The organism is Aminivibrio sp. (assembly GCF_016756745.1).
Lineage (GTDB): Bacteria > Synergistota > Synergistia > Synergistales > Aminobacteriaceae > Aminivibrio.
In genome coordinates this window covers 1-26,674 of record NZ_JAESIH010000062.1, presented here as the reverse complement: position 1 = coordinate 26,674, position 26,674 = coordinate 1, and the positions used below count along the sequence as shown (strand labels likewise).

Here is a 26,674-nt window from a genome sequence, read left to right as displayed (position 1 = left end):
CGGAAAAAGGCCCTGGCCGGAGCGTTCCTCCGGCCAGGGCCTTTTTCCATGTTCTTCGGGATGCTTATTCCGCTTCCTTTTCCATCTCTTCGAGGATCGCGGCGGCGTCCCCCACAAGGGCGGGGCACATGGTCCGGAAAAGATTCAGTTCCTTCGCCTTTGCGAGTCCTTCCGAGGTGCTCGTGTCCACCCCGAGGAGATCACGGCAGAGAAGAAATTTGTTCCGTTCCCGAAACCGCCTGATGAACTTTTCGACTTTCCCGTACACCGCAGCTCTTCCCGCCGCCGTGACGCACTCTTCGGACCCGTAGCGGAGTCCAAGGACCATAATGGCTCCCGCCACGGCGCCGCAGGTGTCTCCCGTACGCATTCCGCTTGCGAAACCGGATGCGATACGGACCGCCGTTTCCCTCGATAGTCCCAGCCCTTTCCCGCAGGCCGCGAGAACAGCCTGCGCTCAGGCAAAGCCGTCAAGCATGAGCTGGGGGGCTTCCTGTACACAACTCACCGAAAAACACCTCCCCAGGAAAAAAGGAACGGCCGAAATACCAAAATCGAGGGGACGGAGCACCCGTCCCCTCCCCGTTCTTCACAGGGAAATGCTATTCGTTGACGAGCCCTTTCTGGAGAACGCCAAGGGCTTTTCCGAGCTCGATTGTATACCCGCACTTCACGCAGCTCCGCTCCACGGCGGCGATGGCCGAGACGAGGGTGTGCTTGTCGATGTTGCCCATGTGCCCCATGCGGAAGCCCTTGCCGGCAAATCCGCCCAGGCAGCCGGCAGTCTGCGCTCCCTCGCCGGCGAGGACGGTACGGAACTTGACGTCGTCGATGCCGGAACCTTCAGGATAAAGATAGACGGAGAGCGTCGGCGCGCGGAAGGCCTTATCCGCGGCGACCCTGAAGCCGATGGCCTCCAGGGCGGCGTCGAATACGGCGGCCTGGCGGCGGTGGCGGGCATAGCGCTCCTCGAGCCCCTCCTCCTTCATGATGCGCACGGATTCCTTCAGCGCCCAGACAAGGTTGATGGCGGGAGTTCCCCAGTACTTCGAGGGATCGTGCATGACTGGAAGCCACTTGTCGAAGTCGATATAGGACTCCGGGATAGTGCCGAGGCTCTTTCTTCTCTCCATGGCCTTCGCGCTGGCCCACACCATGGTCAGGCCCGGCGCCACGCCGAAGGCCTTCTGGGAGCAGGAAAGAACCACGTCGATACCCATGGTGTCCATGTACTGATCGGCGCCGCCGGAAGCGGCCACACCGTCCACGATATAGACGATCTCAGGATGCTTCTTCATCACTTCGCCGATGGCCGCGATGGGGGCCTCCACGCCTGTGGAGGTCTCCACGTGGGTCACCGTGACCGCCTGGTACTGTTTCTCGGCCAGTTTCTTCTCCACCATCTCAGGGGTCACCGATGTGCCCCATTCGGCGGAGAGGACATCGGTGTTGAGCCCTTTCCGGGTGCACATGTCGATGAACCGGTCGCCGAAGTAGCCGTTGGAGCAGATGAGGACGTTGTCCCCCCGCTTCGTGGTGTTGGCGATGGCCATTTCCATGCCCATGGTGCCGGAGCCGGCGACGACAAACACTTCGCCGTCACATCGCCACATGGCCTTAAGGTCAGCGATGACCTCGGAAAAGTCCTTCACGAAAGCGGTGTCGCCGAAGGCCACGGTTTCCCTGCCCATCTGGTCCTGGATGGAGCGCACCACCGGTGTGGGTCCGGGTATCATGACGAGCTTGTTGGTCTTGATCATACTGTCTTCCTCCTTTGTTTTCTCTTTTTCTTTTATCCGGCGGACCGTCCGCCGGAACACGGACACTCTTCGAAGCAGGCAATCTCCCTGCCGATGGCCTCCGCCGCCCGTGCGACGAGAGAGCCGTATTTCTCCAGGAGTTCGGTGGGGAATCGGTACACCGGGGCGGAGACGCTCACGGCGCCCCTCGGACGCCCCGATCCGTCCAGGATGGCCGCTCCGACGCACCGGAGCCCCTGCTCGTTCTGTTCGTCATCCACGGCATACCCCCTTGAACGGATGCCGGGAAACTCTGCGGCGACTTCGCCGGGAACAGGCTCATGGAGTTCTTTCAGGTCGTCGGGAGATAACCAGGCGAGAAGGGCCTTTCCGGCGGAGAGGCGGAAAAGGGAGGCCCTGCCGCCGATTCGGGAGTGCATGCGCACCTGGTAGGGGCTTTCTATCTTGTCGAGGTAGTAGAACTCTCCTCTTTCGTAGACGAAGAGGTGGACCGTTTCCTTCGTTTCGTTCCTGAGGGAGAGAAGGTGAGGCCTGGCAGCTTCGGCAAAGCCGACCTGGCTGCGGTAGGCGTCCGCCAACAACAGCGTCACTGGACCGAGCTCATACTCGCCGCCCCGGTTCAGGACGGCCCGCTCGGCCTCGAGGCTGTCGAGAATGCGGTACACGGTGGCCTTGGGAAGGGAGACGGCAGAGGCGATCTCGGTGATTCCGAGAGGCCGTTTCTCCTGCGCGAGATGAACCAGTATGGAAAAAGCCCGTGAGATAACCCTAATGTTCCCGTTTTCCATTGTCGTTTCGCTCCATGGATTTTTTATCCGCAATGTAAAATACATTCTAGCCAATAAATCCCCGAGTGTCAATGTCGCCTTGGCCTAAATCCGCAGGCAGCGGGGAGTGTCACCGGTGCTCGCTTGGGCGGGGGGTGCAGATTGTCGTCCTTGACAACTGCACCTGAAACCGACATCCGTGTCGGTTTCTCGGCCCGGGCGCTGTGCCCGGCGACATTCCCTCTGCCTGAAAAACCTGCGGATTTAGGCTTGGTTGGCGGGGAAGACGCATTTGAATTTGCTGATTTTTTCTGTTACACTCCCCCGTAATTTCACTAAGAGTGCAGAACGGGGGTGCTTTCCCGTTCTAGAAGGAGGCCTTTCATGAATTATCCCCTGGAAAATCCGGCGTTCGGCTGCCTGGAGCGGGAGCGGGATTCCCTTCTCGGCTTCTGGGAAGAACTTGTGAACATGGAAAGCGGTTCGAGAGACAAGGAGAACGTGGACAGGGTAGCGGAGAGAGTTGAAAAAGAACTCCGAAACATAGGAGCCGAAACGGAGGTTCTTCGTTTCGAAAAGGCCGGAAACAGCGTAGCGGCCGTCCTTGGTCATGATCGCCCTGGTGCGCCCGTGGCGCTGATCGGACACTACGACACGGTTTTCCCCGCCGGGACCGTTGAAAAAAGGCCGTTCCGCATAGAAGACGGCAAGGCTTTCGGCCCCGGCGTCCTGGACATGAAAGGAGGGGTCGCCCTCCTCATCTTCGCCGCAAAGGCCCTGGAAGAAGCAGGGTACAGGGAGAGGCCCATCCGGTTCATCCTTGCAGGGGACGAGGAAACGGCCCATTGCAATTCCAATATGGCGAAAGAATTCGAAGAGCGCTCAAAGGGCTGCATTGCCGCCTTCAACTGCGAAACAGGGGACCCCTCGAACAAAATCGTTGTGGGAAGGAAAGGAGTCGTCCAGTGCGAGATGACGGTGAAGGGTCTTGCGGTCCATGCGGGCAGGGAGCCCCAGAAGGGACGGAGCGCCATCCTCGAGCTCTCCCATAAGATCGTGGACATTCACCGCCTCACCGACTACAGTCGGGGGCTCACCTTCAACGTGGGAACAGTGAAGGGCGGAGTGGTTCCCAATGCCGTGCCCGACTTCGCCTGGGCCGGAATCGACGTCCGGTGCATGACCACGGACCAGATTGCGGAAGCGAAGGAAAAGCTTTTGGCGGTCGCAGGCACAACCTACGTCGAAGGAACGTCGACGGAACTTTCCTTTCCTGCCTCCTTTTTCCCCATGGAACAGACCCCGGGAAACGAACGGCTTTTTGAGTACGTGGCCGGCATTTACCGGGAACTCGGCCTTCCCGCCCCTTCCATGGAATTCTCCGGCGGCGGCTCCGACTCGGCATTCTCCGTCTGTGCGGGAGTTCCGACGGTGGATCAGATGGGAGTGAAGGGAGAGTGGAATCACTCCGACAGAGAGTACGCCTTCGTGGACTCGATCTTCGAGCGGGCCAGGGTTCTTGCTGCCTGCATCCTCAACATCTGGCGCTTCGAAAGGTAGAGGGTTCCGGCCCCCGGCGAAGAGAGCGGGAGTCCTTCTGTACGAAAAGCTCGGGCTGGACAGGTTCTACACCCCCTTCACCTGCCTCGGTGTCACAGCCTTTTTCGCTTGGCTCTCCTTCTATCTTCAAGGAGTCTCGAAGGGAATGGGCATGACGGTGAGCTATTCCATCTGGGCCCTCATCCTCGGTGCCGTAGCGGGGCATATAGGCATTGTGCCGGAAAAAATCCTGGACAAGGGCAAATCGTCCGGCTTCTTCTCCATGGTGGTCTTTGCGGCCATCATCCCGTCCCTGGCCACCATCAAGGTAGGAGATCTTCAGACCCTTCTCTTCCAGACAGTGGTGATTTTCATCGCCGTCGCGGCAGGAACCTTCCTGTTCATATACTTCCTGCCTCTCTGGAAAATCGTGGGGTCGAGGAATCTTTCCGTGGGCATCGCCATGGCCCAGATGCTCGGCTTCCCCGCCACCACCATCAGGGGAGGCGTCAAGGCGAACGTCATCCCCTAAATCCGCACCTCAGAGGGAGTGTCACCGGAACTTGCTTGGGCGGGGAGTGCAGATTGTCGTTCGTGACAACTGCCCAAGCGAGTCCCGCGGCTCCCTGCGTTCGCCGGTTGCCTGCTTGTGAAACCGACATCCGTGTCGGTTTCTCTCACCTCAGGCGCCCTTCCCCAGGGGATATCTCCGCAAGGAGCGCGGAGCGAGATCTCTTCGCCCCCGGGGAGGGCGAATTCACCGTATGCCCGGCGACACTCCCTCTGCCTGAAAAATGAGCGGATTTAGGTGTTCTGTCGAACATTGACGAATCTCCCCTTGATCGGTAATATTGAATATACACCGTGATAGAAGAGAACTCTCTCTCCCGGCTCCAGGAGGGAATCGCCATGGGAATCATCCGGTGGGGAATGATTGGATGCGGTTCAGTCTGCGAGGTGAAAAGCGGCCCCGACATCGACACCGTCTATATCGCCGCTCCTCCCGATTCCCACAGGGAGTACGCCCTTTTCTGCGCGGAACAACGGAAGCCCGCCTACATCGAAAGACTCCTCGGAAGAACCTGGGAGGACTGCGCGGCCATCGCCCGGGCGTTCAGGGCAACGAAAACGCCTGTCTTCGCCTCTTTTTACTGAAGGTCCATGCTCCGCTCCATCAAAATCCGGGAGGTCCCCGTCTCCGGCGTAATAGGAAAGGTGAGAGGCTTTTCCTCCATTTCGTCCTTTGCTCCCGAAAACGGTGAACTGACCGGCGAAAGGAAAAGCCCGTCGCGGCTGGACAATGCCCGGAAAGCTTCCTTCACGGCGGAGATGATCCTCGCCCCTTACTACGGGCGGCCCGTCCTGGCCCGATGATCTTCCGGCTCCCGGCCGGAGAAAGGTGTGGTGCCCATGAGAATACCCTACGATGAAATGAAGAACCTCTTTGAGAGAATCCTCCTGAAGTACGGCTTTCCTGAAAAGACGGCGGCCCGGGCAGCCGTGATGTTCACCGACAACAGCTGCGACGGCGTGGCATCCCACGGCCTGAACCGTTTTCCCCGGGTTCTGTCCTACATTTCGAAGGGACACATCGACCCCCATGCCGAACCTGCCCCGGAAGCTTCCTTCGGCGCCCTGGAGCGCTGGAACGGCAACCGGGGCATGGGGTGCACCAACGCGGCAGCCGCCATGGACAGGGCCATGGAGCTCGCCAGGCAGTACGGCCTCGGGTGCGTGGCCCTGAGGAACACGAACCACTGGATGAGAGGCGGCTCCTACGGATACCAGGCGGCGAAGGCGGGTTTCATGGCCTTCTGCTGGACCAATACCCTGCCGAACATGCCCCCCTGGGGGGCGAAGGAATGCCGTGTGGGAAACAACCCCCTGGTCATGGCCTTTCCATGGAAGGACGCTCCCGTGGTCATGGACGGCGCCCTGGCCCAGTACTCCTACGGCGCCCTTGACGGATACCGCATGGCTGGAAAGCAGCTCCCCTTCCCCGGCGGCTACGACCGGGAGGGAAAACTGACCACCGATCCTGCGGCCGTGATGGAGACTTGGCGGGTCCTGCCTATCGGCCTCTGGAAGGGCTCGGGCTATTCCCTCGTGCTGGACCTCATAGGTTCGGTACTGTCCAAGGGGAACTCCGTCCACCAGATCGGGAAGCTCGGCGACGAGATCGCCGTGACCCAGGTCTTTCTCGCCTTCGACGTGGAAAATACTTCCGGCAAGGAATACGCCGAAAAGACGGCGGCTGCCATACTGGAGGATTTCAGAAGTGCCGAACCGGCGGAACCGGGAGGAATCTATTACTATCCCGGCGAAAAGGCGGCCCGCACCCGGAGGGAAAACCTCGAAAAGGGAATCCCCGTTGTTGAGGAAATCTGGTACAATCTTCTGAAAGAACTGAACTGACATCGGAAGTTCTTTGCGGCAAACCCGCAAAAATTCACACACGAAAGGGGTACCAAATATGAAGAAACCTGTTGTATTGCTTCTTGCAGCCGTTCTTGCGCTCGTTTTCGTCCTGCCCGTGCAGGCGGCTCCCCTGAAGCTGGTGGCGGCCCATAACCAGACATCCCAGGAGAACCCCTACCAGTACGGGATGCTGAAGTTCAAGGAAGTGGTCGAGAAGCTCTCCAATGGCGAGATCTCCGTGGACGTCCATGCCGGCACCATCGGCACCAACGAAGACGAGCTCGTGGAGAAGCTGAAGCTCGGTGCCGCCGACGTGGTCGTTGCCTCCCCCGGATTCATGACCAAGATCGGCATTCCCGAGGTGGACCTGTTCTCCCTGCTGTACCTCTTCAACAGCTTCGATCACTGGGAGAAGGCCGTGGACGGCGAAGCCGGACAGGCCCTCGCCAAAATCATCAACGAGAAGTCAAAGAACACCTTCCGCATCGCCGCCTACTGGTCCGCAGGCGTCCGGAACTACTACGGCAAGAAGCCCATCAACACCATGGACGACCTGAAGGGTATGAAGATCCGCACCCAGATGTCCGGCGTCGTGGCCGATTTCTGGAAGCAGACCGGCGCCATCCCCACCCAGGTTGCCTGGGGCGAACTGTACCAGGCCCTGCAGCAGGGCATCGTGGACTGCGCGGAAAACGACTACACCAATTTCAGCCTTCTTGACCACCACAAGACGCCCAACGGCAAGTTCATCACCGAGACGGAGCACGACTTCACCACCCGCTTCGTCCTCATGAACGGCAAGAAGTTCGACGCCCTCACCGACCAGCAGAAGGAATGGATCACCGAGGCCCTGAAGCAGGCCACCGCCGAGGAGCGGCAGATCACCTACGCCATGCTCTCCAAGTCCAAGGAGAAGGTCATCGCCGAAGGCGGCATCGTGAATACCATCGACAAGGCCCCCTTCATCGCCATCGCCGTCCCAATACAGGACAAGCTCGCCGAGAAACTGGGCATCCAGGATCTCCTGGAGATGGTCCGCGCCGCCGGCAAATAGGGCGCGCCGCTGAAAGGAAGTCTCCATTTCCATTCCCCGCGCTCCTTTCGAGGGAGCGCGGGGAATGTTCCTTTTTCTTTTAAGAAAAATACTGCGCCCGAGAGGGTTTCAAAGAGGAGGAGAACCGTGAAAAGACTGATCGAACTGCTGGTCCGCATCCAGGAAACCCTTGGAATGGTCCTGCTCTCCATTTTCTTTCTAGCCATCCTGGCCCAGATTACCGCCCGCTATATGGCCATCCCGCTGCTCTGGACAGAAGAGGTGGCCAACTACGCCTTCATCTGGGCCGTTTTTATGGGGGCTTCCGTCATGGTCCACTACAAGGCCCACTTCGCCTTCAACTTTTTCAGGGACAAATTCCGGGGGAAGAGGGGCGCCTTCTACGACGTTTTCATATCCGTCATTCTACTCTGCTTCACCGTTCCCATGACCCTCTACGGGAGCACGGTAGTCACCGAATTCTGGGATTACAACTGGATCACCCTCACCTGGGTGAAAATGGGGTATACGTGGCTCTGCCTGCCCATTGCGGGAGGAGCCATGACCCTCTACCTGGCGGGACACATCGTGGAAGACATCAAAATTCTCACCTCCCGGGAGGCCTTATCATGACGCCCCTGCTTATCGTCGGCCTTTTTGTTCTCCTCATCTTCCTCGGCGTGCCCATCGCCTTCGTCATCGGGATCATCTCCCTGACGGGCATCGCTACCATTCCCTTCATCCCGAACCTCACCGTGTTCATGAAGATGTTCAACGGACTCAACTCCTTCGTCCTCCTGGCCATCCCTCTCTTCATCTTCGCGGCGAACCTCATGAACCACGGGAAAATCACCCAGAAGCTCGTGGATTTCTGCATCACCCTCGTCGGGAACATCCGGGGCGGACTGGCCCATGCCAACATTCTCGTCTCCATGATCTTCGCCGGCGTCTCCGGCTCCTCTCAGGCAGACACTGCCGGGGTGGGAAAGATGCTCATCCCCGCCATGATCAGTACGGGCTACGACAAGGAAAATGCCGTGGGCGTCACCGCCGCGTCCTCCACGATAGGCGTCATCATCCCTCCGAGCATCCCCATGGTGGTCTACTCCGGCCTGACCAACGCCTCCGTGGCGGCCCTCTTTCTCGGGGGAATGATCCCCGGCATCCTCGTGGGATTGGCCATGATGCTCATCGTGTACTTCATGGGCCGCAGGCGCAACTTCCCGAAGTATGAAAAAGCGGTGCCCGGAGAAGTGGGAAAGCTTTTCAAAGAAGCTTTTCCCGCCCTGCTCACACCCCTGATCATCGTGGGCGGCATCACCACGGGCTGGTACACCCCCACGGAGGCCGCAGCCTTTGCGTCGGTGTACGCCATGATCATCAGCTTCTTCTACTACAAAACCCTGAAGATAAGGGACCTGCCGGGGATCATCAAGGAAACCCTGAAGCTGAGCTCCATGTCCCTCTTCGCCCTGGCCACGGCCAGTGCCCTCGGGGAGCTGCTGGGCTACTACAAGGCCTCGGAGCACGTGGCGGGCTTCTTCGCCGCCCATGTGGGAAGCCCTGAGATCTTCATGCTCATCGTCATCGCCTTCTTCCTCTTCGTCGGCACCTTCATGGACGCCATCCCGGCCATGATCCTCTTCATACCGGTCATCCTGCCCTCGGCACTCAGGATGGGGATCAGCCCGGTCCACCTCGGGGTGGTGGTGGTCATGACCCTGGCGGTGGGGCTGGTGACACCTCCCTACGGGCTCTGTCTTCTCATCGCGGGCTCCATAGCCGATTTATCCATCGAACGGGCGCTGAAGGGCGTGCTGCCCTATATCTCCGCCCTGATGCTCATCCTGCTCGCCGTGGCCATGTTTCCCGACGTGGCCTTCTTCGTGCCGAAGCTGCTCGGCATAATGTAACGGGGAACCCGCACGAAACAGGGGAGGATGCCTGCGGGCCCGCGGGCATCCTCCCCTGTTTTTGTACCTGCTTTCCTTAAAGAGCCGTCAGATGTACTGCCGTGCCGTCTCCGTGCCCTTCAGGACTCTGAAGGCGCCGTCCGCAAGAGCCTGCATCTCGTCCTCCCCGGGGTAGATCCTCACAGGGGCGATAAAGGAGACCCTGCCGGCGATGATACCGGTGAATTCCTCGCTGTAGGCAAGACCGCCCGTAAGGACGACCGCATCCACCCTGCCTTCCAGTACGGCCGCACAGGCCCCGATTTCCTTGGACATCTGGTAGGCCATGGCCTCGAAGAGCAGCTTCGCCTTTTCGTCTCCTTCGTGCATGCGCCGCAGGACTTCCCTGAAATCGCTGGTTCCGAGGTGGGCGACGAGCCCCCCCCTGCCGGTGATCATCTTCAGCAGGGTCGGCTGGTCATACCTGCCGCTGAAGGCCAGCCGCACAAGAGCGCCTGAGGGAAGGCCGCCCGCCCGCTCGGGCGAGAAGGGCCCGTCGCCGTCCAGGGCGTTGTTCACGTCGACAACCCGCCCGTGGTCATGGGCACCCACGGAGATTCCCCCACCCATATGGGCAATGATGAAATTGCACTGCTCATAGGGCTTGCCCAGATCTGATGCCGCCCTGCGGGCCACGGATTTCTGGTTCAGGGCGTGGAAGATGGACCGCCGCTCGATCTCCGGCAGGCCGGAGTACCGGGCAAGGGGGCCAAGCTCGTCCACAACTACGGGGTCCACGATAAAGGCCTTCCCGCACCCTCCTTCGCGGGCAAGGCGCACCGCCAGGAGAGCGCCGAGGTTGCTCGCATGAGCCCCCCACCTGCAGGACCGCACGTCGGAGAGCATTTTATCGTTCACTTCATAGGTTCCGCTTTCAATGGGGCTCAGCAGCCCGCCTCTTCCCACGACGGCGTCGATCTCGGCCAGGTTTGTTCCGTGGGTCTCGAGACATTTCCGTACCTCCCCGAGCCGGAATCCCTCCTGGTCGGAAATGGAAGCAAACTTCCCGATGACGTCCGTATCATACCGCTGGGTTTCGCTCCACAGCTCCCTGCCGTCCTCGAAGAGGGCGACCTTGGTGCTCGTGGAGCCGGGGTTGAGCGCAATTACCTTCATGGCCGGCCGTCTTACTTCTGGAAATCGGACAGGGCGACGGCGGCGGCGATGGAGAGGAGCTTCGCCCTGGCGGAGTCGGCCCTGCTGGTGAGCACGACGGGCGCGGACGCGCCGAGGATCAGGCCGGCGGTCTCGTTCTTCGAAAAGTAGACGATGGCCTTGGCGAGCATATTTCCTGCATCGATGTCGGGGACGATGAAGACATCTGCCTTGCCTGCCACGGGGGAGATAATGCCCTTGGTCTTTGCGGACTCTTCGCTCACGGCGTTGTCCAGGGCAAAGGGGCCGTCCACGACGCAGTTCTTGATCTGCCCCCGGCGGTTCATCTGGGTGAGGGCGGCGGCGTCAAGGGTGGCGGGCATATCGGGGTTCACCACTTCCACCGCTGCGAGTACTGCCACCTTGGGCTCGGCCACGCCGAAGGCCCTGGCGAGGTTTACCGTGTTCTGGGTGATGTCTGCCTTGGCGGCGAGGTCGGGATACATGTTGAAGGCGGCGTCGGCCAGGAAGAAGATCCGGTCGTACCCTTCAACGCTGTGGAAGTAGCAGTGGGAGATGATGTTCTTGCCCTTCCGGAGCCCCACTTCCTTGTTAAGCATGGCCCGGAGGAAGTTATTGGTGTGGATCTGGCCCTTCATGTAAATATCGGCCTTCTTCGAGGACACCTGGGAGACGGCGGTGATGCCCATGGCGGGCTCGTCCCGCTCGTCGATGACCTCGTAGTTGGCAAGGTTCACGCCGGCCTGGTCTGCAGCTGCCTTGATCTTGTCAGCGTTTCCGACAAGAATGGCCTCGGCGAACCCCGTCCGCCTGGCCTCCTCGATGGCGGAGAGCAGGCCGGCCTCTTCGGCCATGGCCACGGAGATCTTCTTCGGGCCCTTCTCGGCGCCGATTTTCTTCGCGTACTCGAGAAGCTGTGACAGTGAACGGATCTGTTCCATAATGCAATTCCTCCTCTGAAATTGGGTCTGAATTTTCAGCTCCGGGCGACTACCGCGCCAAGGGCGATTGAAAGCAGCTTGGTTTCCATGCTGTCGAAACGGCTTGTGAGGACGATGGGTTTCCTGGCCCCGAGGATGACCCCGGCGCCCTTGCCTCCCGTCATGTAGAGCAGCACCTTTCCGACGAAGTTTCCCGACTCGATGTCGGGGACCAGGAGCATGTCGGCGTTTCCTGCCACAGGGGAGCTGATCCCCTTGATCTTCGCCGATTCCTCGCTTACGGCGTTGTCAAGCGCCAGGGGCCCGTCCACGATGCATCCCCGGATCTGCCCTCGTTCGTTCATCTTCGCCAGGGCGGCGGCGTCGAGGGTGGCCTGCATGTCCGGGTTGACGGCCTCCACCGCGGCGAGGGCGGCGATCCTGGGCTGGGGAACACCGATCTTGTGATAGCAGGCAGCCGCGTTTTCTATAATCTTTGCCTTGGCGTTCAGGTCGGGGTACGTGTTCATTCCCCCGTCGGAGATGCCGATAACCCGACGCCCCATGGCGGGAACCTCGAAGAGGAAAAGATGGGAGAGTAGGGAACCTGTCCGGAGCCCCCACTCTTTGTCGAGGACTGCCTTGAGAAGGGTCGATGTCTTCACGAGCCCCTTCATGAGGAGGTCCGCCTCGCCGGAGGAGACCATCCGGACGCTCCGCTCCACCGCTTTTTCGTCGTCCTTCTCCTCCACGATGCCGACCCCGGAGAGATCGCACCCGTCCTGCTCGGCGAGGGCACGAATCCTGGCGCCGTCGCCTATAAGCACTGCCTTCACCACACCCTCCCGGCCTGCCCGGGCCACGGCCGCAAGGGCGTCGTCGCTGTAGGGGCATGCGAGCGCGAGGGTCATGGGGCGCCCCTTCCTGCTTTCTTCAAGGAGAAAATCCAGTTTCTGCATGGTCATGCCTTTTCGCCTCCCGAAATAAACCGGCCATAGATTTTGCATTCCTCTTCACCGCGGAGGACACGGAGGGCCCCTTCCGCGAGGGCGGGCATTTCATCCTCTCCCGGATAGACCAGCACGGGGGCTATCCACTGGACCCTTTTCTGCACGGCGGCCACAAAGTCGCTGTCGAAGGCCACTCCGCCGGTAAAGAGAACGGCGTCCACCCTGCCGGAAAGGACCGGGGCCTGGGAACCTATCTCCTTCGCGACGGCGTAGGCCATGGCGTCCAGGACTTCCCGCGCCCGTTCGTCTCCTCCGGCGGCCATGGCTCTCACTTCCCTGACGTCCGACGTTCCCATGTAGGCCATGAGGCCTCCCCTGCCGACTATCTTCCGGAGCATGTCCTTTTCGGTCATGCTTTCGCCGAAGCACATCCGCACGAGATCCCCCGCCGGAAGGCCTCCGGCTCGCTCCGGGGAGAAGGGGCCGAACTCGTTGGTGTTGTTCAGGTCGGTCATCCGCCCCTTTTCGTGGGCGCAGACGGTGATGCCCCCGCCGATGTGGGCCACGATGAAGTTCAGTTCATCCCATGGCTTGCCGAGATCCTTCGCGGCGCGGCGCACGGTGGCCTTGATGTTGAGAGCATGTCCCAGGGAGATTCTCGGAAGTTCGGGGAGCCCGGTGATCTTCGCCACGGGGTTCATCTCGTCCACCGCCACGGGGTCCACGATGAAGGCGGGGATGTTCCGGGGACGGCAGATGGCGTCGGCAAGAATGCCCCCGAGGTTGGAGGCGTGCTCCCAGGGCTTGCCCATGCGGAGATGCTTCAGCAGCTGGTCATCCACGGCGTAAGTTCCTCCGGGGATGGGCTTCACAATCCCCCCTCGCCCGACCACGGCGGAAAGTTCGTCGAAGGATGCCCCGTGAGATGCCACGACCGCCTCGATTGTCTCCAGGCGGAAGGCGAACTGGTCGACCACCGATGAGAAGGCGGCGAGGGCGTCCGGGTCATGGCGGACCGTCTCTCTCCACGCTTCCGTGCCGTCGGAATACCATGCGATCTTGGTGCTGGTGGAACCGGGATTGATTGCAAGGATCTGAAAGGCCATGGTTCGTTCCTCCCCTTTGTACTGCGGATCCTGTCTATAGTTTTCTGATTCCGTGTGTCGAAACTGAACATATTATACAGTATATCCTTTTTTCGGGACACTTACGGAAGGAAAAGACGGTAGCTCCCCCCGTCGAAGGAAAACCCCTCCTCAATGACGGCAATGCAGAGGTCCACCGCCTCAGGGTCGAACCAGGCTCCCCGGCGGGACCGAATTTCGTCAAGAGCGGCGCCGATTCCCAATCCGGGCCGGTAGGGCCTGTCGGAGGTCATTGCCTCCACAACGTCGGCCACGGAGAGGAAGCGGGCCTCCCGGCCGATGGCGTCCCCCCTGAGCCCCTTCGGGTATCCCGACCCGTCAAGGCGTTCGTGGTGCTGGACCACGATCTCCGCAAGGGGCCAGGGCAGATCGACGGAGGAGAGAATGTCCCACCCGTAGGCCGCATGATTCCGGATGATGGCGAACTCGATGTCGGTGAGCTTCCCAGGCTTGGAGAGGATGGCCGAGGGAATGGCGATCTTCCCCAGGTCATGGACGAGCCCGGCGTAGTACACCCTCTCCTGGAACGCCTCGTCGCATCCTCCCTTTTGTGCCATGGCCCTCGCCAGGCCGGCCACGTTGACCTGGTGCCCTACCGTGTAGGGATCCTTCATGGCAAGGGCGTGGCCGAGAATCTCCACGATGCCCCTGGAGGCGCCGTCGAGCACCCTGCCGTTTTCCTCCATCAGGCGCAGCCGCTCTTCCCGGTGGAAAGCGCTTCCGACGAGGTCGCAGTACATGACCGGAAGAGCATCGTCACCATGGGACAATTCCGTACGGCCCGGCCGGAGGATCAGGAATCCCTTCACCGCTCCCCCGGAATAGACGGGCCGGATGTGCAGAGGAGCTCCCCAGACCCGCAGAAACTCTCCGGCGAAGGGTGGAAGAGGGGCGTCGCCCGATCCGGAATCGTCAAGAACCAGCCCGCCTTTTTCCCGAAGATGCAGGGCCGCATTTTTGAAGGAGTCCTGAGAAATTCCTGAAGAATATTCCGGCGGCGACAGAGTTTCCGCCTTTCCTCCCGAGAGGGAGAATTCCCGGACGGGAAGACCGTCGCCGTCAGTCTCCACCAGGCATCCCCGAGAGACTCCGAGAAAGGCCGCGAGCTCCTCCAGGGACGGGGGAACGCCTCCCCGGACACCCTCCTCGAGGAGCCTGGCGGAAACGGAGGATATGAGGGCTTCCCTCTGCAGGTTCCTCAGCATCTCGTCCTCGGACTTTTTCCGCTCCGAAATATCCCGGTAGATGGCGAAGCCCGTAAAGGTTTCATTCCTCGTAGGGAAAGCCACCCCCACGTATTCCACGGGGACCAGACTGCCGTTCTTCCTGCGCCGGCAGGATTCACCGGTGACGGTCGCGCCGGCAAACACCCTGGAGGAGTTATTTTCCGCCTCGGCTTTTATCCCCGGGAAATCCGCCACCACGGAGTCCAGGTTCCTGCCGGCCACCTCGTCGGGGGTGTACCCGAAGAGCCTAGTGAAACCGCTGTTCACCGTCACGATGTTGTTGGCCCCGTCGAAGACCGCGTAGGCCTCCGGGGCATTGCGGAAGAGTCCTTCCCACTGGGCCGTCTTCAGCTCAAGGTCCTGTTCCGCTGCCTTCTTGAGCCGCTCATTCACGAACAGGGCGAGGAGGTAGACCATGGCGGCCGAGACAACAAGAGCGTTGGCGAGAATAAGTTTCCAGTGCCTGTAGAGAAACGTCTCGGGTTCGGACAGGAGAACCGATCCTGCGGGAATGTCGAACCGGGAGATACCGAACCGGACCATCTCCCCGTAGTTGAATACAGGAATCAGGTGCCGGTCCGTCACGGGAGGAATCTCCGAAGGGGACGTTCCCTGCAGGATGCGGACAGCCATTTCCGCGGCCAGGGCGCCGTGGTGTTCAGCGACAAGGACGCTTCCGCCCAGGGCTCCCCCCTCCACCATCATGGACCAGAGGCCGAAGACCGGGAAGGGACCGGCGCTTTTCACGATGGCGACACTTCTGGCCGGTGAATAGTATTCACCGGCGTCATCCTGGAAATACACCAGCAGCAACACCGCCGTGTCCGGAGGAAGCATGGAGAGTTCATCCCGGAGTTCCTCGCCGGAAAGGCCGAAGAGGTCCACGACCTTCAGGCGGTCGAGAAAGGGAGCCATGGCTTTCCGGGCCAGGCTGACGGCCCCCATGCCGGAGATGGAAAGGTCGCTTACCAGGGCGAGGTTCCTGGTCTGCGGAAAGAGCCGGAGGATCAGCTCCACCGTTCCGGGGATGTCCATCTCCTCGAAGACGCCCGTAACCTGGGCATCGCCCCCGGAATCGATAAAACCCGGGGTGTTCAGGCCGCAGAATACGATGGGGACGCCGGGAAAGAGCTCCCTGCCGTGGCGGAGCAAAAAGACGAGAGCATCGTCGTCGGAGCAGAGAAGAATGTCGGGGCGTTTCCCGGCGTACTTGGTCCGGAAATACTCCCCGAAGGCCACCGTCGTCCGGACCGACATTGTGCGCTTCGTGTCCATGTATTCCACGTCCAGGTTGACCCTCAGGCCGCGGGCGGCAAACGTCGAACGGATGCCCTCCGTTATGCCGTCGGTCCAGGGAAAGCCGCTGTGGTAGGAATTCAGAAGAAGGGCGGAATAGGACATCCCGCTCCCGGAGGCGCACCGGGGAAGCACAAGGAGAAAGAACGCCAGAACCGTGATTGCCAGGTAGGTACACACCGTCCTCTTCATCGCCCCCCCCCTTTCTCCGCCCCGGGAAAAAGCCCGTGCATATTTTCTATAATACCCTTATACTGCAAAGGTTCCAAGACCGATTTTTTCGAGGTGATCGTTCATGTCTCTCTGCTATATCAACGGGACCTTCCAGCCGCTTGAGAAGGCGTCCCTTCCCGTTTCCGACTACATTATCCTCAGGGGGGTGGGGGTCTTTGAATCCATCTGCACCTTCCACCGGCGCCCCCTGATGCTGACCCCCCATCTGGATCGGCTCGTCCGGTCTGCGGAAAGCGCCTCCATCGCCCTCCCCCTTCCGGCGGACGACATCAAGGACATCATCCGCGAGGGCATTTCCCGAATGAAGGAGGACTGCCTGGTCCGGCCCTATATCACAGGCGGAGACATCTTCCACGAGGGAGGCTTTCCGGCGTCGCGGCTCTTCGTCCTTTTTGAAAAGGTCCGGAAACCCTCGCCGGAAGTGTACGACAAGGGAGTGCTTCTGCTGCCCGTGGATGGGGGGAGACACATTCCCGGGGTCAAGAGCGTCGATTACATGTTCGCCTACACGGGGTACGGCAAGCGCCACGACGTCTACGAAATTCTCTACTGCCCCGAGGGAGAGATCACCGAGGCGGCCCACAGCACCTTCTTCCTCTACAAGAGCGGAACGCTGATCACGGCCCCCCTGTCGAGGGTGCTCAAGGGAACCACCAGGGACATCATCCTGCAGCTGGCCCGGGAAAAGGGCATGAAGGTCGAGGAGCGGTGCCCCCTGCTCTCCGAGCTTCCGGAAGCAAACGAGGCCTTCATCACCGGATCGGTGAAGGAAGTGGTACCCGTGGTGCAGATCGGCGACCAAGTGGTGGGCTCAGGGAAACCCGGCCCGGTCACCAGGATGCTCCACCACACCTTCCTGGAGGAAATCATCCGCTGGCTGGAATAAGCAGGTGAAGAAACACCGTCACGGCCAAAAGATCCGCGCTTCCGCCGGGACTGAGATTGCGCCGCGTGAAGAGGCCGTTCATTTTCTGGACGGCTTCTTTCCCTTCTTTCGACGACATGCCGCCGAGTTTCACCGCCTTTTCAGCTTCTTTCCGCACGGTCCGCTCCCCTTCCCGGCCGCCCCTTGAGAGGATGTTCGTGTCTTCCACCACGGTCATGAGGGCAAGCAACCCGTCCACCATGGCATCGTTCAGGGAAAGCCCCTTCGACAGGGATGAGCGGAGAGCGGGAAGGGCCGTTCCGGTCACCGAGGGGAAGCCTCTTTCCGCCTCGCCCCGGATGCCCGTTACCCCATCGCTCAGGAAGAGCCGCTCCCCCGCCGTAAGAGGGCGCCCGCCCGGCGTTCCCTTCAGGAAGGCGAAATCCCGCTCCGTGATGCCCCGGACGATGGCAGCTCCCCGGGAAGCGCATGCCTCCGGCGAAAGGGGGATTCCTTCCGAGGCGAGCATGCCCGCCGACGCACAGAGAACCCCCAGGGAAAAAATCAGCCCCTTGTGGGTATTGATGCCCCCTGTGGCGGAAAACATCTTCCGCTCCGCCCGAAGGCCTTCCTCCCGCAGGGAGGAGAGAAGTCCCGCGGGGTCATCCCCGCGGAAACGGGCGCCCAGGCGGGCGAACCGCTCCCATTCGGAGGCAAGGGCCGCCGCGGACGCGAGAAAGGTAAAGTAATCCATGTCCCCGTGGGCTCCCCTGGACAGGGGGTCCACGAGCCCCGGCTTGGGAGAGGCGGCCGTTTCGAACAGGACTGCCTTCCGTGCCGTCTCCGCTGTGAACGAAACGGGCTCTTCTCCCGGGACGCCGCCGGGAAAGGAGAGAATACGCTCCACCGAGGCGCGGATTTCCTCAGTATTGTGGGTCCTGCCCGCAACGCATTCCGCGGCCCTGCGCCCGCAGACGAGGCACCGTCTCGGGGGCAGGGCCAGGCTCTCCCGCCCGACCTCCCCGGAGAGAGAATCCATGACGTCACCGTCGGCCAGGCAGCCCCTCGGGTGCTCCTCCTCGAAGACCACCGCGGCCCTCTTTACCGCCGCCGCGCCGCCCCGGACCGAGCAGAGGCCCTCGGGTCCGTCGGCCCGAACTGCAAAAGCCGTCGATTCCACGGAAAATCCCCGGCTGCCGAGATGAAACACCAGGTCCCTGAAAAGCCCCTCCGCGTCCCGGTCGAATTCGCCCCCCAACCGCAGGGCGGCAGGCATCCTGAGGGTGAAGGAAAGGACAGACCATCCCGCCGGGAGGGTCGCCGCAAGGGCCCTCCTCCTGTTCCAGCGACCCTCCCGGGCATCGAGGACGGAGCTGTTCATGCCTTTCCGGCAGCCCTCTCGATGGCCGTCTCGAGCCGGGCCCGGAGAGTGCACTCCAGGGCTCCCCTGTCCTGAATTCTCACGGCAGCCCCCTCAAGGCCCGAGGAGGCGATAACTTCCTCCGCCACCGAGCGGATCCGCCCGCCGAACTGCCTGAACACGATGCTCTCCACAGAGAGGGTGTTTTCCTCCCCCCCCGCAGGAATCACCGTCACCAGCACGTCGCTTGATTCGAGAGACCCGGCTGCCGCGTCCTTCACTGCCTTCATGATTCATTCTCCCTTCGGGGCCATGGGCCCGTGTTCTGTCTAGTGCCGTGAACCGCTCGTCCGTATCTTCTCAAGAACGGGAGCGGCCTCTTCTGATTTCAGCCATTCCGCCGTCGTCTTCGGGACAAGGGCCGTCGCCTCGCCGAGCCGCCCCTCCCGGATAAGCTCCCTGACCAGGGACGCGCTCACCGGCCGGCCGTCCCTTTCGAACCGGGGAATCTCCCGGACTTCCACGGGAGGGCAATCTTCCCCCCCGACCGGGAGAATCCGTTTCATCCGGTCATTGTAGACGGACGTCACCGGGCAGTAGGGTTCCGTTCCCACGTAGCGTATGGCTATGCCGAGGGTGGGGGCCACGTGCCGCCGGAACATCTCCAGGTCGAGAGCGGCATAGAGCTCGGTGATTTTCCGGGGATCGCCGCCGGCGGGAACCCTGGTGAAATAGGCCGGAAAGGTGGCCGAGGAGATGACGTAGGGGCCTCCGGGCAGCACCGTCACGTTCTCCAGGTCCGCCGTCCCCTCACGGACAAGGCGCAGCCTGACGTCGAAGGGAAAGAGAGACCGGTCTTCCTGGACCACCAGGACGTACAGCCAGGGGCTCACCCCTGCGGCGTACTCGAGAAGTCTCCGGTGCCCAAGGGTGAAAGGATTGCAGTTCACCACCGCGGCCCCGGCCCGGGCAGGCTTCCCTTCGGCAATCTTCGCCGTCCTGGCCTTCCAGCCTTCTATCCCCTCGGCTCCCCATTCCAGCAGGGCCGCCCCCAGGCCGGATTCTTCCACCGCCGCCGTGGCGAGGAGAGAAAACCCAAGCTCCTGGAATATCCGGGCCTCCTGGGGCTTGGAGTAGAGGAAAACCTTCCTCATTCCCCGCTCCACGGCCTTTTTGAGCAGGGCCGATGTCACCGCCGCAGCGGCCCCCTCGCCCTCCATTTCCCTGGCGACGGCGATGCCCTGGAGAATGTTCCCCACCAGCGCCCCCGCGGCGACCAGCCGGTCGCCCTGGAAAAGGCCGAGGACAAGGTCCTCGCCTTCCGGCACCGCAAGATCCCGGGAGGCGAGCAGGGCGGCCCGTTCCTCCAGGTCCCTCTTCGTTTCAAGCATTCGTTCCTCCAGCCCGAACAGGGCCTTCACCCCCTTTCCGGACAGCCTCAGCAGGCGGCCCGGCACGCATTTGCCCCAGAACCGGCTTGCCGCGTGTCCTGAAAAATATACCAAAAAACGGGAATCATACCACTTTACACTTTTCCTTTCCGGGGATATTATACGATATGGATACTGGATCTAGGATCCAAATTTTATCGGAAAAGACAAAAATCTTTTTTCCGGAGGAACGACAATGCCCCTGCTGAAAAACGTTCCCGATCTCCGTACCAAGCCTATGAGGGACGTCATTTACGAACACCTCCGCAAGGCCATCGTCCTCGGTGATCTCAAGGCCGAATCCACCTTCACCGACGGTGAGATCGCGGAGGAGTTCGGCGTCAGCCGCACCCCGGTCCGGGAGGCCGTACAGAAGCTCGAGGCCGACGGCTATATCGAGCGGGTCCCCATGAAAGGGAACAGGGTCTGCGGCGTCTCCCCTTACGAACTTGCCCATGCCATGGCCATCCGGAAGGCACTGGAAACACTGGCCGTCCGCTACGCCGCCCTCCGGATCACACCCGAGGAACTCCACCGCCTTGAGGAACTGCTGGCCGAGGCGGACATCGTCTTCACCCAGTTCACCGGAGACGAACTTCTTGAGCGGTTTTTCCCCATTGTAAAAAACTTCAACCATACCCTCTTCGAGGCGTGCAAATCCACCAGTCTCTCGGCCCTCATCTGGGCCCAGCGGGAGATTTTTGACCGCTACCGGGTCATGAGAATCATCCTGCCCAACAGAATCCACAAAAGCCTTTCCCGCCGGAAGGACATCTACTGTGCCCTCCGGGACGGCGACCCTGACCGGGCCTGTGCCGTCTGGACGGATCACCTGAACGAATCCTTCACTATCTGGAGGGACAAGTCGGGATACGGAAAGGAACTTGAAGGTTTCACCTTCTTTTAGGGCTTTTCCCGCGCACCGCGGTGCGCGGAGACGCATCATCATATTTTAAAGGGGGAAACAGAGGAATGAAAAAGTTGTTCGCAGTTCTTATGCTCATCGCGCTGTTCGCGACCGCAGGGGCGGCTTCGGCGGAGTGGAAGCCCTCCCGGACCATCGAACTCATCGCCCCGGCCAACCCCGGCGGGGGATGGGACATGCTCTGCCGCACCGTGCAGAAGGCCCTGACCGACGAGAACCTGGTCGAGAAAAACGTCATCGTTGTCAACAAGCCCGGCGGAGGCGGCGCCACGGGATGGAACTACCTGAAGGGCAAGAAGGGGCAGGGCGAGTACCTCGCCGCCACCTCCACCCTCATCATGCTCAACAACCTCCTCGGCAAGAGCGAACTGACCTACCATGACTTCACCCCTATCGCCGCCCTGCAGACCGAATGGATCTCCGTGGCCGTGGAACAGGATTCTCCCTGGAAGACCGTGAAGGACCTCTTCGAGGCCATCAAGGCCGACCCCTCCTCAGTTCCCGTGGGCGTGGGACCCACCCTCGGCAACAATGACCACCTTGTCTTCCTTGAACTCGCCAAGGCCAACGGAGTCGATCCCGCAAGCATCAAGTTCATAGTCTATCCCGGCGCCGGCGGAGAAATTGTGCCCGCCCTTCTCGGCGGCCACGTGAAGGCGACGGTCATCGGCCTCGCCGAGGTTCTCGAGCAGCACAAGGCGGGCAAAATGAGGGTCATCGGCGTCAGCTCCGAGAAAACCCTCGCCGACATCCTTCCCGGTGTTCCGAGCTTCAAGGAGCAGGGAGTGGACGTGGTATTCCCCCACTGGAGGGGCATCATCGGCGCCCCCGGCCTTACCGAGGACCAGGTGAAATACTGGGACGACGTATTCTCGAAGATGGTGGAGACCGAGACGTGGAAAACCCTCCTCAAGAACCTCGGCTGGGACAATTTCTACCAGAATTCCGCGGAGCACAAGGCATTCCTCGAGAAGCGCACCAAGGAATTCGACGAACTCCTCACGCAGGTCGGCCTGAAGAAGTAGCCGAACCGGACAATCCCGGCGGAAGGGGCGTTTCTCCGGCCTCTTCCGCCCCTTTTCTTTTGTGAGATTTCTGGAGACGGAGGGAGCTCAATGAGCAAAAATTTTACCAGCGGCTTGATTTCCATCATCCTGGGAGCCATATATTTCTACACCGCCATGCAGTTTCCCGAGGTCCAGGCTGGAGACAACACGGGGCCGAAACTCTTCCCCTTGATCGTCGGAGCTGTGGCCGTGATCGCCGGCATCCTGCTCTGCATCACCGACAGGATGTCTGGAAAATCTGAGCCCGTGGCCTGGAATTTCATATCGGACCGGGCCGTCTGGCTCAAAATTCTCGTCACCATGGTCCTCGGCGTTGTCTACGGGATGGTCCTCGATACCTGGGGCTACCTGCTTGCCACAACGGCCTTCATGTTCTTCGCGACCATGATGATCAACCGGGGGCGGTTCGTCCAGAACGTCCTCATCTCCGTCCTGTTTCCAACGGTCACCTACGGAGCCTTCGCCATAGCCCTCCAGCTGAGCCTGCCCCGGGGGATCATAGAGAACATGCTTCCCTTCTAGGAGGAAGAACATCATGGACGTCATTTTCGATAATCTCGCCATAGGGTTCGCCACGGCCATAACGGCCACCAACATTATGTGGGTCTTCATCGGCGGCCTGCTGGGCACCATCATGGGCATGCTGCCCGGCCTCGGGCCCGCCACGGGGGTGGCCATCCTCATCCCCATCACCTACGGGATGAACCCGTCCACGGCCCTCATCACCATGTGCGCCGTCTACTACGGTGCCATGTTCGGCGGCTCCAGGGCTTCCATCATGATCAACACCCCCGGTGACGCGTCGGCCATCGTGTCGTGCTTCGACGGCTATCCCATGACGAAAAACGGCGAAGCCGGAGCGGCCCTGGCCATCTCCGCCATCGCGTCCTTCATAGGGGGTACCGTCGGCATGGTCTTCCTCGTCTTCCTGACGGGTCCCATCGCCGCCGCCGCACTGAAGTTCGGCCCCGCCGAAATGTTCTCCCTCATGCTCTTCGCCCTCGTGGCCACCATCACCCTTGCCGAGGGAAGCCTGCTCAAGGGCATCATCGCCATGTGCATCGGCTTCATGCTTTCCACCATCGGCATCGACCCCCTCACGGGCATCATCCGCTTCACCTTCGGCGTGGAGGAACTACAGGACGGCATCGACTTCCTCGTGGTCATGATCGGGGTGTACGCCATTTGCGAGGTCTTCAAGAACTATAAAAACCTCGACACCAGATACACCCTCGACTCCCGCAGCATAGGCAAGGTCTGGGTGAGCTGGGCCCAGTTCAAAAAATGCATTATGCCCATGCTCCGCAGCTCTCCCCTTGGATTCTTCGTGGGCGTTCTCCCGGGAATGGGGGCGAGCATCGCCACCTTCATGTCCTACGCCATGGAGAAGAACCTGAGCAAGACCCCTGAAAAGTTCGGCAAGGGAGCCATCGAGGGTCTCGCCGCCCCCGAGGCGGCGAACAACTCCTGCGCCGCCGGCGCCATGGTCCCCCTGCTCACGCTCGGCATTCCGGGATCGGGTACCACGGCGGTCATGCTCGGCGCCCTCATGATGCTCGGCGTCAGACCCGGGCCCATCCTTTTCTCCCAGTATCCCGAGATCGCCTGGGGCGTCATCGCGTCCATCCTCGTGGGGAACATCATGCTCGTCATCATCAACCTGCCCCTGGCCATCCCCCTGGTGCAGCTCCTCAAAATCCCCCAGAGGATCATGCTGCCCCTGATTCTCGGCATGGGCTTCATGGGAACCTACTTTCTGAACTACAGCGCCTTCGACTTCATCCTCGTCATGGGCTTTGCCCTCGGAGGGTACATTTTCTCCAAGCTGGAGATTCCCCTGCCGCCCCTGGTGCTCGCCCTCATTTTGGGAGGCACCACGGAGCAGTCCTTCAGGAACTCCATGTCCCTCTCCGACGGGTCGCTGGCCATCTTCTTCCGGAAGCCCATCTCCGTGACCCTCATCGTCCTCGCCGCCGTCTCCCTGGTCTATTCGCTCCTGAAGAGGAGGAAGTATTCATCATGAACCGAATTGACGGCCGGCCCCGGCGGTCGCTGCTCTACATCCCGGGGAACAACCCCGGAATGATCCAGAACTGCGCCATCTACGGATCGGACGGAGTCCTCCTTGACCTGGAGGACTCCATCTCCGTCACCGAAAAGGACGCCGCCCGGAAACTGGTGAAACATGCCCTGAAAACCCTGGATTTCGGCTCCGTGGAACGGGTGGTGCGGATCAACGGCCGGGACACGCCCTTCTTTGAACGGGACCTCGAGGAAATCATCCCGGCGAGGCCGGATGCCGTCCGCATACCCAAGATCGACTCCCCCGACGACATCCGGGCCGCGGACGACATCATCACCCGCCTTGAAGAAGAGAACGGCATGGAACGAGGATTCGTAAGAATCCACGCCATGCTCGAGACCGCCCGGGCCATCGTGAACGCATCCGCCATAGCGTCGTCGTCTCCCCGCATCCTGGGACTCACCATCGGAGGCCAGGACCTGGCTGCCGACCTCGGCATCAAAATAACCAAGGAAGGCCTGGAGATGCTCTATGCCCGGAGCGCCGTGGTCCTGGCGGCGAAGGCTGCCGGCCTTCTCGCTTTCGACACGGTCTACACCGACATCGACGACCTAGAGGGACTCCGCGAACAGGCAGCCATGAGCGTCGCCCTCGGGTTTTCCGGCAAGGCGGCCGTCCATCCGTCCCAGATCGCCGTCATCCACGAGGCCTTCCGCCCCGAAGAAAAGGACGTGCGGAAGGCGGAGCGGATCGTCAGGGGAGCCCGGGAGGCGGAGGAACGGGGACTGGGAGTGGTGGCCGTGGACGGTCGCATGGTGGACGCCCCCGTGGTGGCCCAGGCGCGAAGAACCCTGGAACTTGCCCGACTCGCGGGAATGGAGGTGGAGACCGAATGAAAATTGAAACCGTGAAGAACACCATCGGCAGGGAGGTGCCTGTCCTCGTTCCCGGCCTCGGGGAATTCACCCCCTTTGCGGGCCCCTATGCCAGGCTCGGCGGGGACTATACATGGACGCCCCGTCTCTTCCCCAGGAAGGTGCCCGCCCCGTCCACGGACAAGGTCGCCGAAAGCCTCGAAGAAGCCGTCCGCCGCTCGGGCCTGGCGAGCGGCATGACCATCTCCTTCCATCATCACATGAGGAACGGAGACTCCCTGGTCTGCCAGGTTCTGTTTCTTCTTGAAAAGATGGGCATCCGGAACATCACCCTCGCGCCAAGCTCCCTGGGCGACTGCCACGACTGCGTGGCCGAGATGGTCCGGAAGGGCGTGGTCACACGGCTGAACACCTCGGGCGTCCGGGGCGAGGTGGGCCGGGCCGTCTCCGGCGGCATGTTCGAAGTGCCTGTGATGATCCGGAGCCACGGAGGTCGGGCCCGGGCCATCGAGGAAGGCAGCCTGCACATTCACGTGGCCTTCCTCGCCGCCCCGGCGTGCGACAGGCTCGGCAACTTCACCGGCTCCTCGGGAAAAACCGCCTGCGGCTCCATGGGCTACGCCATGGTGGACGCCCGGTACGCCGACCATGTCATCGCCGTGACGGACAACCTCGTCGATTACCCTCTCGCACCGCGGATCTCCGTGCCCCAGTACCTGGTGGACCAGGTAGCCGTAGTGGACTCCATCGGCGACCCGTCGAAGATCGCCAGCGGCGCAGCCCGGGTCACCCGGGACCCGGTGCAGCTCCGCATCGCCGAGCTCGCCTTCGGCCTCATTCGAGCGTCGGGGATGCTGAAGAACGGCTGTTCCTTCCAGACGGGAGGAGGCGGCCCGAGCCTTGCCGTTGCGCGGTACGTGAAGGAGTACATGAAAGAGAAGGCCGTCCGGGGAAGCTACTGCATAGGCGGCATTACCGGCTACATGGCCGACATGCTCCGGGAGGGCCTCTTCACCGCCCTTTTCGACGTGCAGAGCTTCGACGCCGCGGTGACCACATCGATGGCGGGCAACCCCTACCACATGGAAGTGGATGTCTCCTGCTACGCCAACCCCTTCAACAAGGGCTGCCTGGTGAACGACCTGGACGTGGTGGTCCTGGCGGCCCTGGACGTGGACACCGACTTCAACGTGGACGTCCTCACGGGACACGACGGCATCCTCCGTGGAGCCTCGGGAGGACACTCCGACACGGCGGCGGGGGCCAAGCTCTCCGTCATCACCATCCCTTCCATGCGGAACGGCGTGCCGTCGATCCGGGAGCGGGTCCAGACCGTGGTCACCCCGGGGGAGACCGTGGATGCCATCGTCACCGAGCGGGGCATCGCAATCAATCCCCGGAGGGAGGACCTCCGGAAGGCCGCCCTGGACGCAGGCCTTCCGGTGAAGGACATCCGGCAGCTCAAGGCGGAGATCGAAAAGATCACGGGTATCCCCGACGAGGTGCGGTTCTCCGACGAGATCGTGGGGCTCGTGGAATACCGGGACGGCACCATCATCGACACTATCCGGAAGGTCCTGTAAGCCCGGAACTCTTTGAAGCGAACGAGCCCGCCCCTTTTGACCGGGGCGGGCTCGTTGTTATCCGCAATGAGCATTAAAAATCGCACCTGATTGCTGCCGGCGGCGAGAAGTGTTACCGGCGCTCGCTGATCCGGCATTTTTACGGTACCGCCTTCACCATACCCCCGTCGGCGAGGATGGTCTGCCCGGT

General features: G+C 61.4%; 25 protein-coding genes and 1 pseudogene. 15 read left to right on the top strand and 11 right to left on the bottom strand.

What is annotated here, in order from left to right:
• Positions 1-64: 64 nt before the first annotated feature.
• The 3 genes and pseudogenes from JMJ95_RS10720 to JMJ95_RS10710 all read right to left on the bottom strand — a co-directional run.
• Positions 65-445: pseudogene (locus tag JMJ95_RS10720) on the bottom strand (C-GCAxxG-C-C family protein); the annotation flags it as partial.
• A 157-nt stretch (positions 446-602) separates the two neighbouring features.
• Positions 603-1,760 (bottom strand): alanine--glyoxylate aminotransferase family protein, encoded by a 1,158-nt coding sequence (locus tag JMJ95_RS10715; RefSeq protein ID WP_290685196.1) that lies wholly within the window; start codon positions 1,758-1,760, stop codon positions 603-605.
• Between the two features lie 32 nt (positions 1,761-1,792).
• Positions 1,793-2,548 (bottom strand): IclR family transcriptional regulator, encoded by a 756-nt coding sequence (locus JMJ95_RS10710; RefSeq protein WP_290685195.1) that lies wholly within the window; start codon positions 2,546-2,548, stop codon positions 1,793-1,795.
• 363 nt (positions 2,549-2,911) lie between these two features.
• Here JMJ95_RS10710 and JMJ95_RS10705 point away from each other — a divergent pair, with 363 nt between their 5' ends.
• The 8 genes from JMJ95_RS10705 (at position 2,912) to JMJ95_RS10670 (ending at position 9,430) form a co-directional block, all read left to right on the top strand.
• Positions 2,912-4,087, top strand: a complete 1,176-nt coding sequence (locus tag JMJ95_RS10705; protein WP_290685193.1) for a M20 family metallopeptidase — start codon at positions 2,912-2,914, stop codon at positions 4,085-4,087.
• Between the two features lie 145 nt (positions 4,088-4,232).
• The gene (locus tag JMJ95_RS10700) at positions 4,233-4,598 is read left to right on the top strand and encodes a hypothetical protein (RefSeq protein WP_290685192.1); all 366 of its coding nucleotides are present in this window, start codon (positions 4,233-4,235) and stop codon (positions 4,596-4,598) included.
• A 377-nt stretch (positions 4,599-4,975) separates the two neighbouring features.
• Positions 4,976-5,221, top strand: a complete 246-nt coding sequence (locus tag JMJ95_RS10695) for a Gfo/Idh/MocA family oxidoreductase (protein ID WP_290685190.1) — start codon at positions 4,976-4,978, stop codon at positions 5,219-5,221.
• Between the two features lie 6 nt (positions 5,222-5,227).
• Entirely contained in the window at positions 5,228-5,440 is a 213-nt protein-coding gene (locus JMJ95_RS10690; protein WP_290685188.1) for a hypothetical protein, read from the top strand.
• Between the two features lie 36 nt (positions 5,441-5,476).
• Positions 5,477-6,481 carry a 3-dehydro-L-gulonate 2-dehydrogenase gene (gene yiaK / locus JMJ95_RS10685; RefSeq protein WP_290685226.1) on the top strand — a complete coding sequence of 335 codons (1,005 nt, stop codon included), beginning with the start codon at positions 5,477-5,479 and terminating at the stop codon, positions 6,479-6,481.
• A gap of 58 nt (positions 6,482-6,539) precedes the next feature.
• Positions 6,540-7,538: a TRAP transporter substrate-binding protein gene (locus tag JMJ95_RS10680; RefSeq protein ID WP_290685186.1), complete on the top strand. Its 999-nt coding sequence runs from the start codon at positions 6,540-6,542 to the stop codon at positions 7,536-7,538.
• A gap of 126 nt (positions 7,539-7,664) precedes the next feature.
• Positions 7,665-8,150 carry a TRAP transporter small permease gene (locus tag JMJ95_RS10675; RefSeq protein WP_290685184.1) on the top strand — a complete coding sequence of 162 codons (486 nt, stop codon included), beginning with the start codon at positions 7,665-7,667 and terminating at the stop codon, positions 8,148-8,150.
• Positions 8,147-9,430 (top strand): TRAP transporter large permease, encoded by a 1,284-nt coding sequence (locus JMJ95_RS10670; RefSeq protein WP_290685182.1) that lies wholly within the window; start codon positions 8,147-8,149, stop codon positions 9,428-9,430. The genes JMJ95_RS10675 and JMJ95_RS10670 overlap by 4 nt, the downstream gene beginning before the upstream one ends.
• 87 nt (positions 9,431-9,517) lie before the next feature.
• On the opposite strand, the gene buk (JMJ95_RS10665) is transcribed toward JMJ95_RS10670, so the two are convergent.
• The 5 genes from buk (JMJ95_RS10665) to JMJ95_RS10645 all read right to left on the bottom strand — a co-directional run bounded on the left by buk (JMJ95_RS10665) (position 9,518) and on the right by JMJ95_RS10645 (position 16,314).
• Positions 9,518-10,585, bottom strand: coding sequence for a butyrate kinase (buk, locus tag JMJ95_RS10665; RefSeq protein WP_290685179.1), 1,068 nt, complete (start codon positions 10,583-10,585; stop codon positions 9,518-9,520).
• Positions 10,586-10,596: 11 nt separating this feature from the next.
• Positions 10,597-11,559 carry a bifunctional enoyl-CoA hydratase/phosphate acetyltransferase gene (locus tag JMJ95_RS10660; protein ID WP_290685225.1) on the bottom strand — a complete coding sequence of 321 codons (963 nt, stop codon included), beginning with the start codon at positions 11,557-11,559 and terminating at the stop codon, positions 10,597-10,599.
• 2 nt (positions 11,560-11,561) lie between these two features.
• Positions 11,562-12,470, bottom strand: a complete 909-nt coding sequence (locus tag JMJ95_RS10655) for a bifunctional enoyl-CoA hydratase/phosphate acetyltransferase (RefSeq protein ID WP_290685177.1) — start codon at positions 12,468-12,470, stop codon at positions 11,562-11,564.
• Entirely contained in the window at positions 12,467-13,561 is a 1,095-nt protein-coding gene (gene buk, locus JMJ95_RS10650) for a butyrate kinase (RefSeq protein ID WP_290685175.1), read from the bottom strand. The genes JMJ95_RS10655 and buk (JMJ95_RS10650) overlap by 4 nt, the downstream gene beginning before the upstream one ends.
• 101 nt (positions 13,562-13,662) lie before the next feature.
• Positions 13,663-16,314, bottom strand: coding sequence for an ABC transporter substrate binding protein (locus JMJ95_RS10645; RefSeq protein ID WP_290685173.1), 2,652 nt, complete (start codon positions 16,312-16,314; stop codon positions 13,663-13,665).
• Between the two features lie 103 nt (positions 16,315-16,417).
• On the opposite strand from JMJ95_RS10645, the gene JMJ95_RS10640 reads away from it, so the two are divergent.
• Positions 16,418-17,242 (top strand): aminotransferase class IV, encoded by an 825-nt coding sequence (locus JMJ95_RS10640; protein ID WP_290685171.1) that lies wholly within the window; start codon positions 16,418-16,420, stop codon positions 17,240-17,242.
• On the opposite strand, the gene citG is transcribed toward JMJ95_RS10640, so the two are convergent.
• Genes citG through JMJ95_RS10625 form a run of 3 tightly spaced genes read right to left on the bottom strand, consistent with a single transcriptional unit; the run spans position 17,223 to position 19,972 of the window.
• On the bottom strand, positions 17,223-18,602 hold the full coding sequence (citG, locus tag JMJ95_RS10635) for a triphosphoribosyl-dephospho-CoA synthase CitG (RefSeq protein WP_290685169.1): 1,380 nt from the start codon (positions 18,600-18,602) through the stop codon (positions 17,223-17,225). The genes JMJ95_RS10640 and citG overlap by 20 nt on opposite strands.
• A complete protein-coding gene (gene citD / locus JMJ95_RS10630) occupies positions 18,599-18,871 on the bottom strand; it encodes a citrate lyase acyl carrier protein (protein WP_290685167.1) in 273 nt (90 codons plus the stop codon). The genes citG and citD overlap by 4 nt, the downstream gene beginning before the upstream one ends.
• A gap of 39 nt (positions 18,872-18,910) precedes the next feature.
• Positions 18,911-19,972, bottom strand: coding sequence for a [citrate (pro-3S)-lyase] ligase (locus JMJ95_RS10625; protein ID WP_290685165.1), 1,062 nt, complete (start codon positions 19,970-19,972; stop codon positions 18,911-18,913).
• Positions 19,973-20,207: 235 nt separating this feature from the next.
• Between JMJ95_RS10625 and JMJ95_RS10620 the strand changes: the two genes are divergently transcribed.
• From JMJ95_RS10620 to citF, 6 genes are all read left to right on the top strand, one after another.
• Complete coding sequence (locus JMJ95_RS10620; RefSeq protein WP_290685163.1) at positions 20,208-20,918, top strand: GntR family transcriptional regulator; 711 nt, start codon at positions 20,208-20,210, stop codon at positions 20,916-20,918.
• Between the two features lie 65 nt (positions 20,919-20,983).
• Positions 20,984-21,961, top strand: a complete 978-nt coding sequence (locus tag JMJ95_RS10615) for a tripartite tricarboxylate transporter substrate binding protein (RefSeq protein WP_290685161.1) — start codon at positions 20,984-20,986, stop codon at positions 21,959-21,961.
• A 90-nt stretch (positions 21,962-22,051) separates the two neighbouring features.
• Complete coding sequence (locus JMJ95_RS10610) at positions 22,052-22,525, top strand: tripartite tricarboxylate transporter TctB family protein (RefSeq protein ID WP_290685160.1); 474 nt, start codon at positions 22,052-22,054, stop codon at positions 22,523-22,525.
• A 13-nt stretch (positions 22,526-22,538) separates the two neighbouring features.
• Positions 22,539-24,026, top strand: coding sequence for a tripartite tricarboxylate transporter permease (locus tag JMJ95_RS10605; RefSeq protein WP_290685159.1), 1,488 nt, complete (start codon positions 22,539-22,541; stop codon positions 24,024-24,026).
• A complete protein-coding gene (locus JMJ95_RS10600) occupies positions 24,023-24,922 on the top strand; it encodes an aldolase/citrate lyase family protein (protein ID WP_290685158.1) in 900 nt (299 codons plus the stop codon). Before JMJ95_RS10605 ends, JMJ95_RS10600 begins: the two co-directional genes overlap by 4 nt.
• Positions 24,919-26,484, top strand: a complete 1,566-nt coding sequence (citF, locus tag JMJ95_RS10595) for a citrate lyase subunit alpha (protein ID WP_290685156.1) — start codon at positions 24,919-24,921, stop codon at positions 26,482-26,484. The genes JMJ95_RS10600 and citF overlap by 4 nt, the downstream gene beginning before the upstream one ends.
• Positions 26,485-26,674: the final 190 nt, after the last annotated feature.

Excerpts from the sequence above, each read along its gene's own strand:
- JMJ95_RS10715 (WP_290685196.1), bottom strand. The coding sequence starts at position 1,760 with ATGATCAAGACCAACAAGCTCGTCATGATACCCGGACCCACACCGGTG.
- JMJ95_RS10710 (WP_290685195.1), bottom strand. The coding sequence starts at position 2,548 with ATGGAAAACGGGAACATTAGGGTTATCTCACGGGCTTTTTCCATACTG.
- JMJ95_RS10705 (WP_290685193.1), top strand. The coding sequence starts at position 2,912 with ATGAATTATCCCCTGGAAAATCCGGCGTTCGGCTGCCTGGAGCGGGAG.
- JMJ95_RS10700 (WP_290685192.1), top strand. The coding sequence starts at position 4,233 with ATGGGCATGACGGTGAGCTATTCCATCTGGGCCCTCATCCTCGGTGCC.
- JMJ95_RS10695 (WP_290685190.1), top strand. The coding sequence starts at position 4,976 with ATGGGAATCATCCGGTGGGGAATGATTGGATGCGGTTCAGTCTGCGAG.
- JMJ95_RS10690 (WP_290685188.1), top strand. The coding sequence starts at position 5,228 with ATGCTCCGCTCCATCAAAATCCGGGAGGTCCCCGTCTCCGGCGTAATA.
- yiaK (WP_290685226.1), top strand. The coding sequence starts at position 5,477 with ATGAGAATACCCTACGATGAAATGAAGAACCTCTTTGAGAGAATCCTC.
- JMJ95_RS10680 (WP_290685186.1), top strand. The coding sequence starts at position 6,540 with ATGAAGAAACCTGTTGTATTGCTTCTTGCAGCCGTTCTTGCGCTCGTT.
- JMJ95_RS10670 (WP_290685182.1), top strand. The coding sequence starts at position 8,147 with ATGACGCCCCTGCTTATCGTCGGCCTTTTTGTTCTCCTCATCTTCCTC.
- buk (WP_290685179.1), bottom strand. The coding sequence starts at position 10,585 with ATGAAGGTAATTGCGCTCAACCCCGGCTCCACGAGCACCAAGGTCGCC.
- JMJ95_RS10655 (WP_290685177.1), bottom strand. The coding sequence starts at position 12,470 with ATGACCATGCAGAAACTGGATTTTCTCCTTGAAGAAAGCAGGAAGGGG.
- buk (WP_290685175.1), bottom strand. The coding sequence starts at position 13,561 with ATGGCCTTTCAGATCCTTGCAATCAATCCCGGTTCCACCAGCACCAAG.
- JMJ95_RS10645 (WP_290685173.1), bottom strand. The coding sequence starts at position 16,314 with ATGAAGAGGACGGTGTGTACCTACCTGGCAATCACGGTTCTGGCGTTC.
- JMJ95_RS10640 (WP_290685171.1), top strand. The coding sequence starts at position 16,418 with ATGTCTCTCTGCTATATCAACGGGACCTTCCAGCCGCTTGAGAAGGCG.
- citG (WP_290685169.1), bottom strand. The coding sequence starts at position 18,602 with ATGAACAGCTCCGTCCTCGATGCCCGGGAGGGTCGCTGGAACAGGAGG.
- citD (WP_290685167.1), bottom strand. The coding sequence starts at position 18,871 with ATGAAGGCAGTGAAGGACGCGGCAGCCGGGTCTCTCGAATCAAGCGAC.
- JMJ95_RS10625 (WP_290685165.1), bottom strand. The coding sequence starts at position 19,972 with ATGCTTGAAACGAAGAGGGACCTGGAGGAACGGGCCGCCCTGCTCGCC.
- JMJ95_RS10620 (WP_290685163.1), top strand. The coding sequence starts at position 20,208 with ATGCCCCTGCTGAAAAACGTTCCCGATCTCCGTACCAAGCCTATGAGG.
- JMJ95_RS10615 (WP_290685161.1), top strand. The coding sequence starts at position 20,984 with ATGAAAAAGTTGTTCGCAGTTCTTATGCTCATCGCGCTGTTCGCGACC.
- JMJ95_RS10610 (WP_290685160.1), top strand. The coding sequence starts at position 22,052 with ATGAGCAAAAATTTTACCAGCGGCTTGATTTCCATCATCCTGGGAGCC.
- JMJ95_RS10605 (WP_290685159.1), top strand. The coding sequence starts at position 22,539 with ATGGACGTCATTTTCGATAATCTCGCCATAGGGTTCGCCACGGCCATA.
- JMJ95_RS10600 (WP_290685158.1), top strand. The coding sequence starts at position 24,023 with ATGAACCGAATTGACGGCCGGCCCCGGCGGTCGCTGCTCTACATCCCG.
- citF (WP_290685156.1), top strand. The coding sequence starts at position 24,919 with ATGAAAATTGAAACCGTGAAGAACACCATCGGCAGGGAGGTGCCTGTC.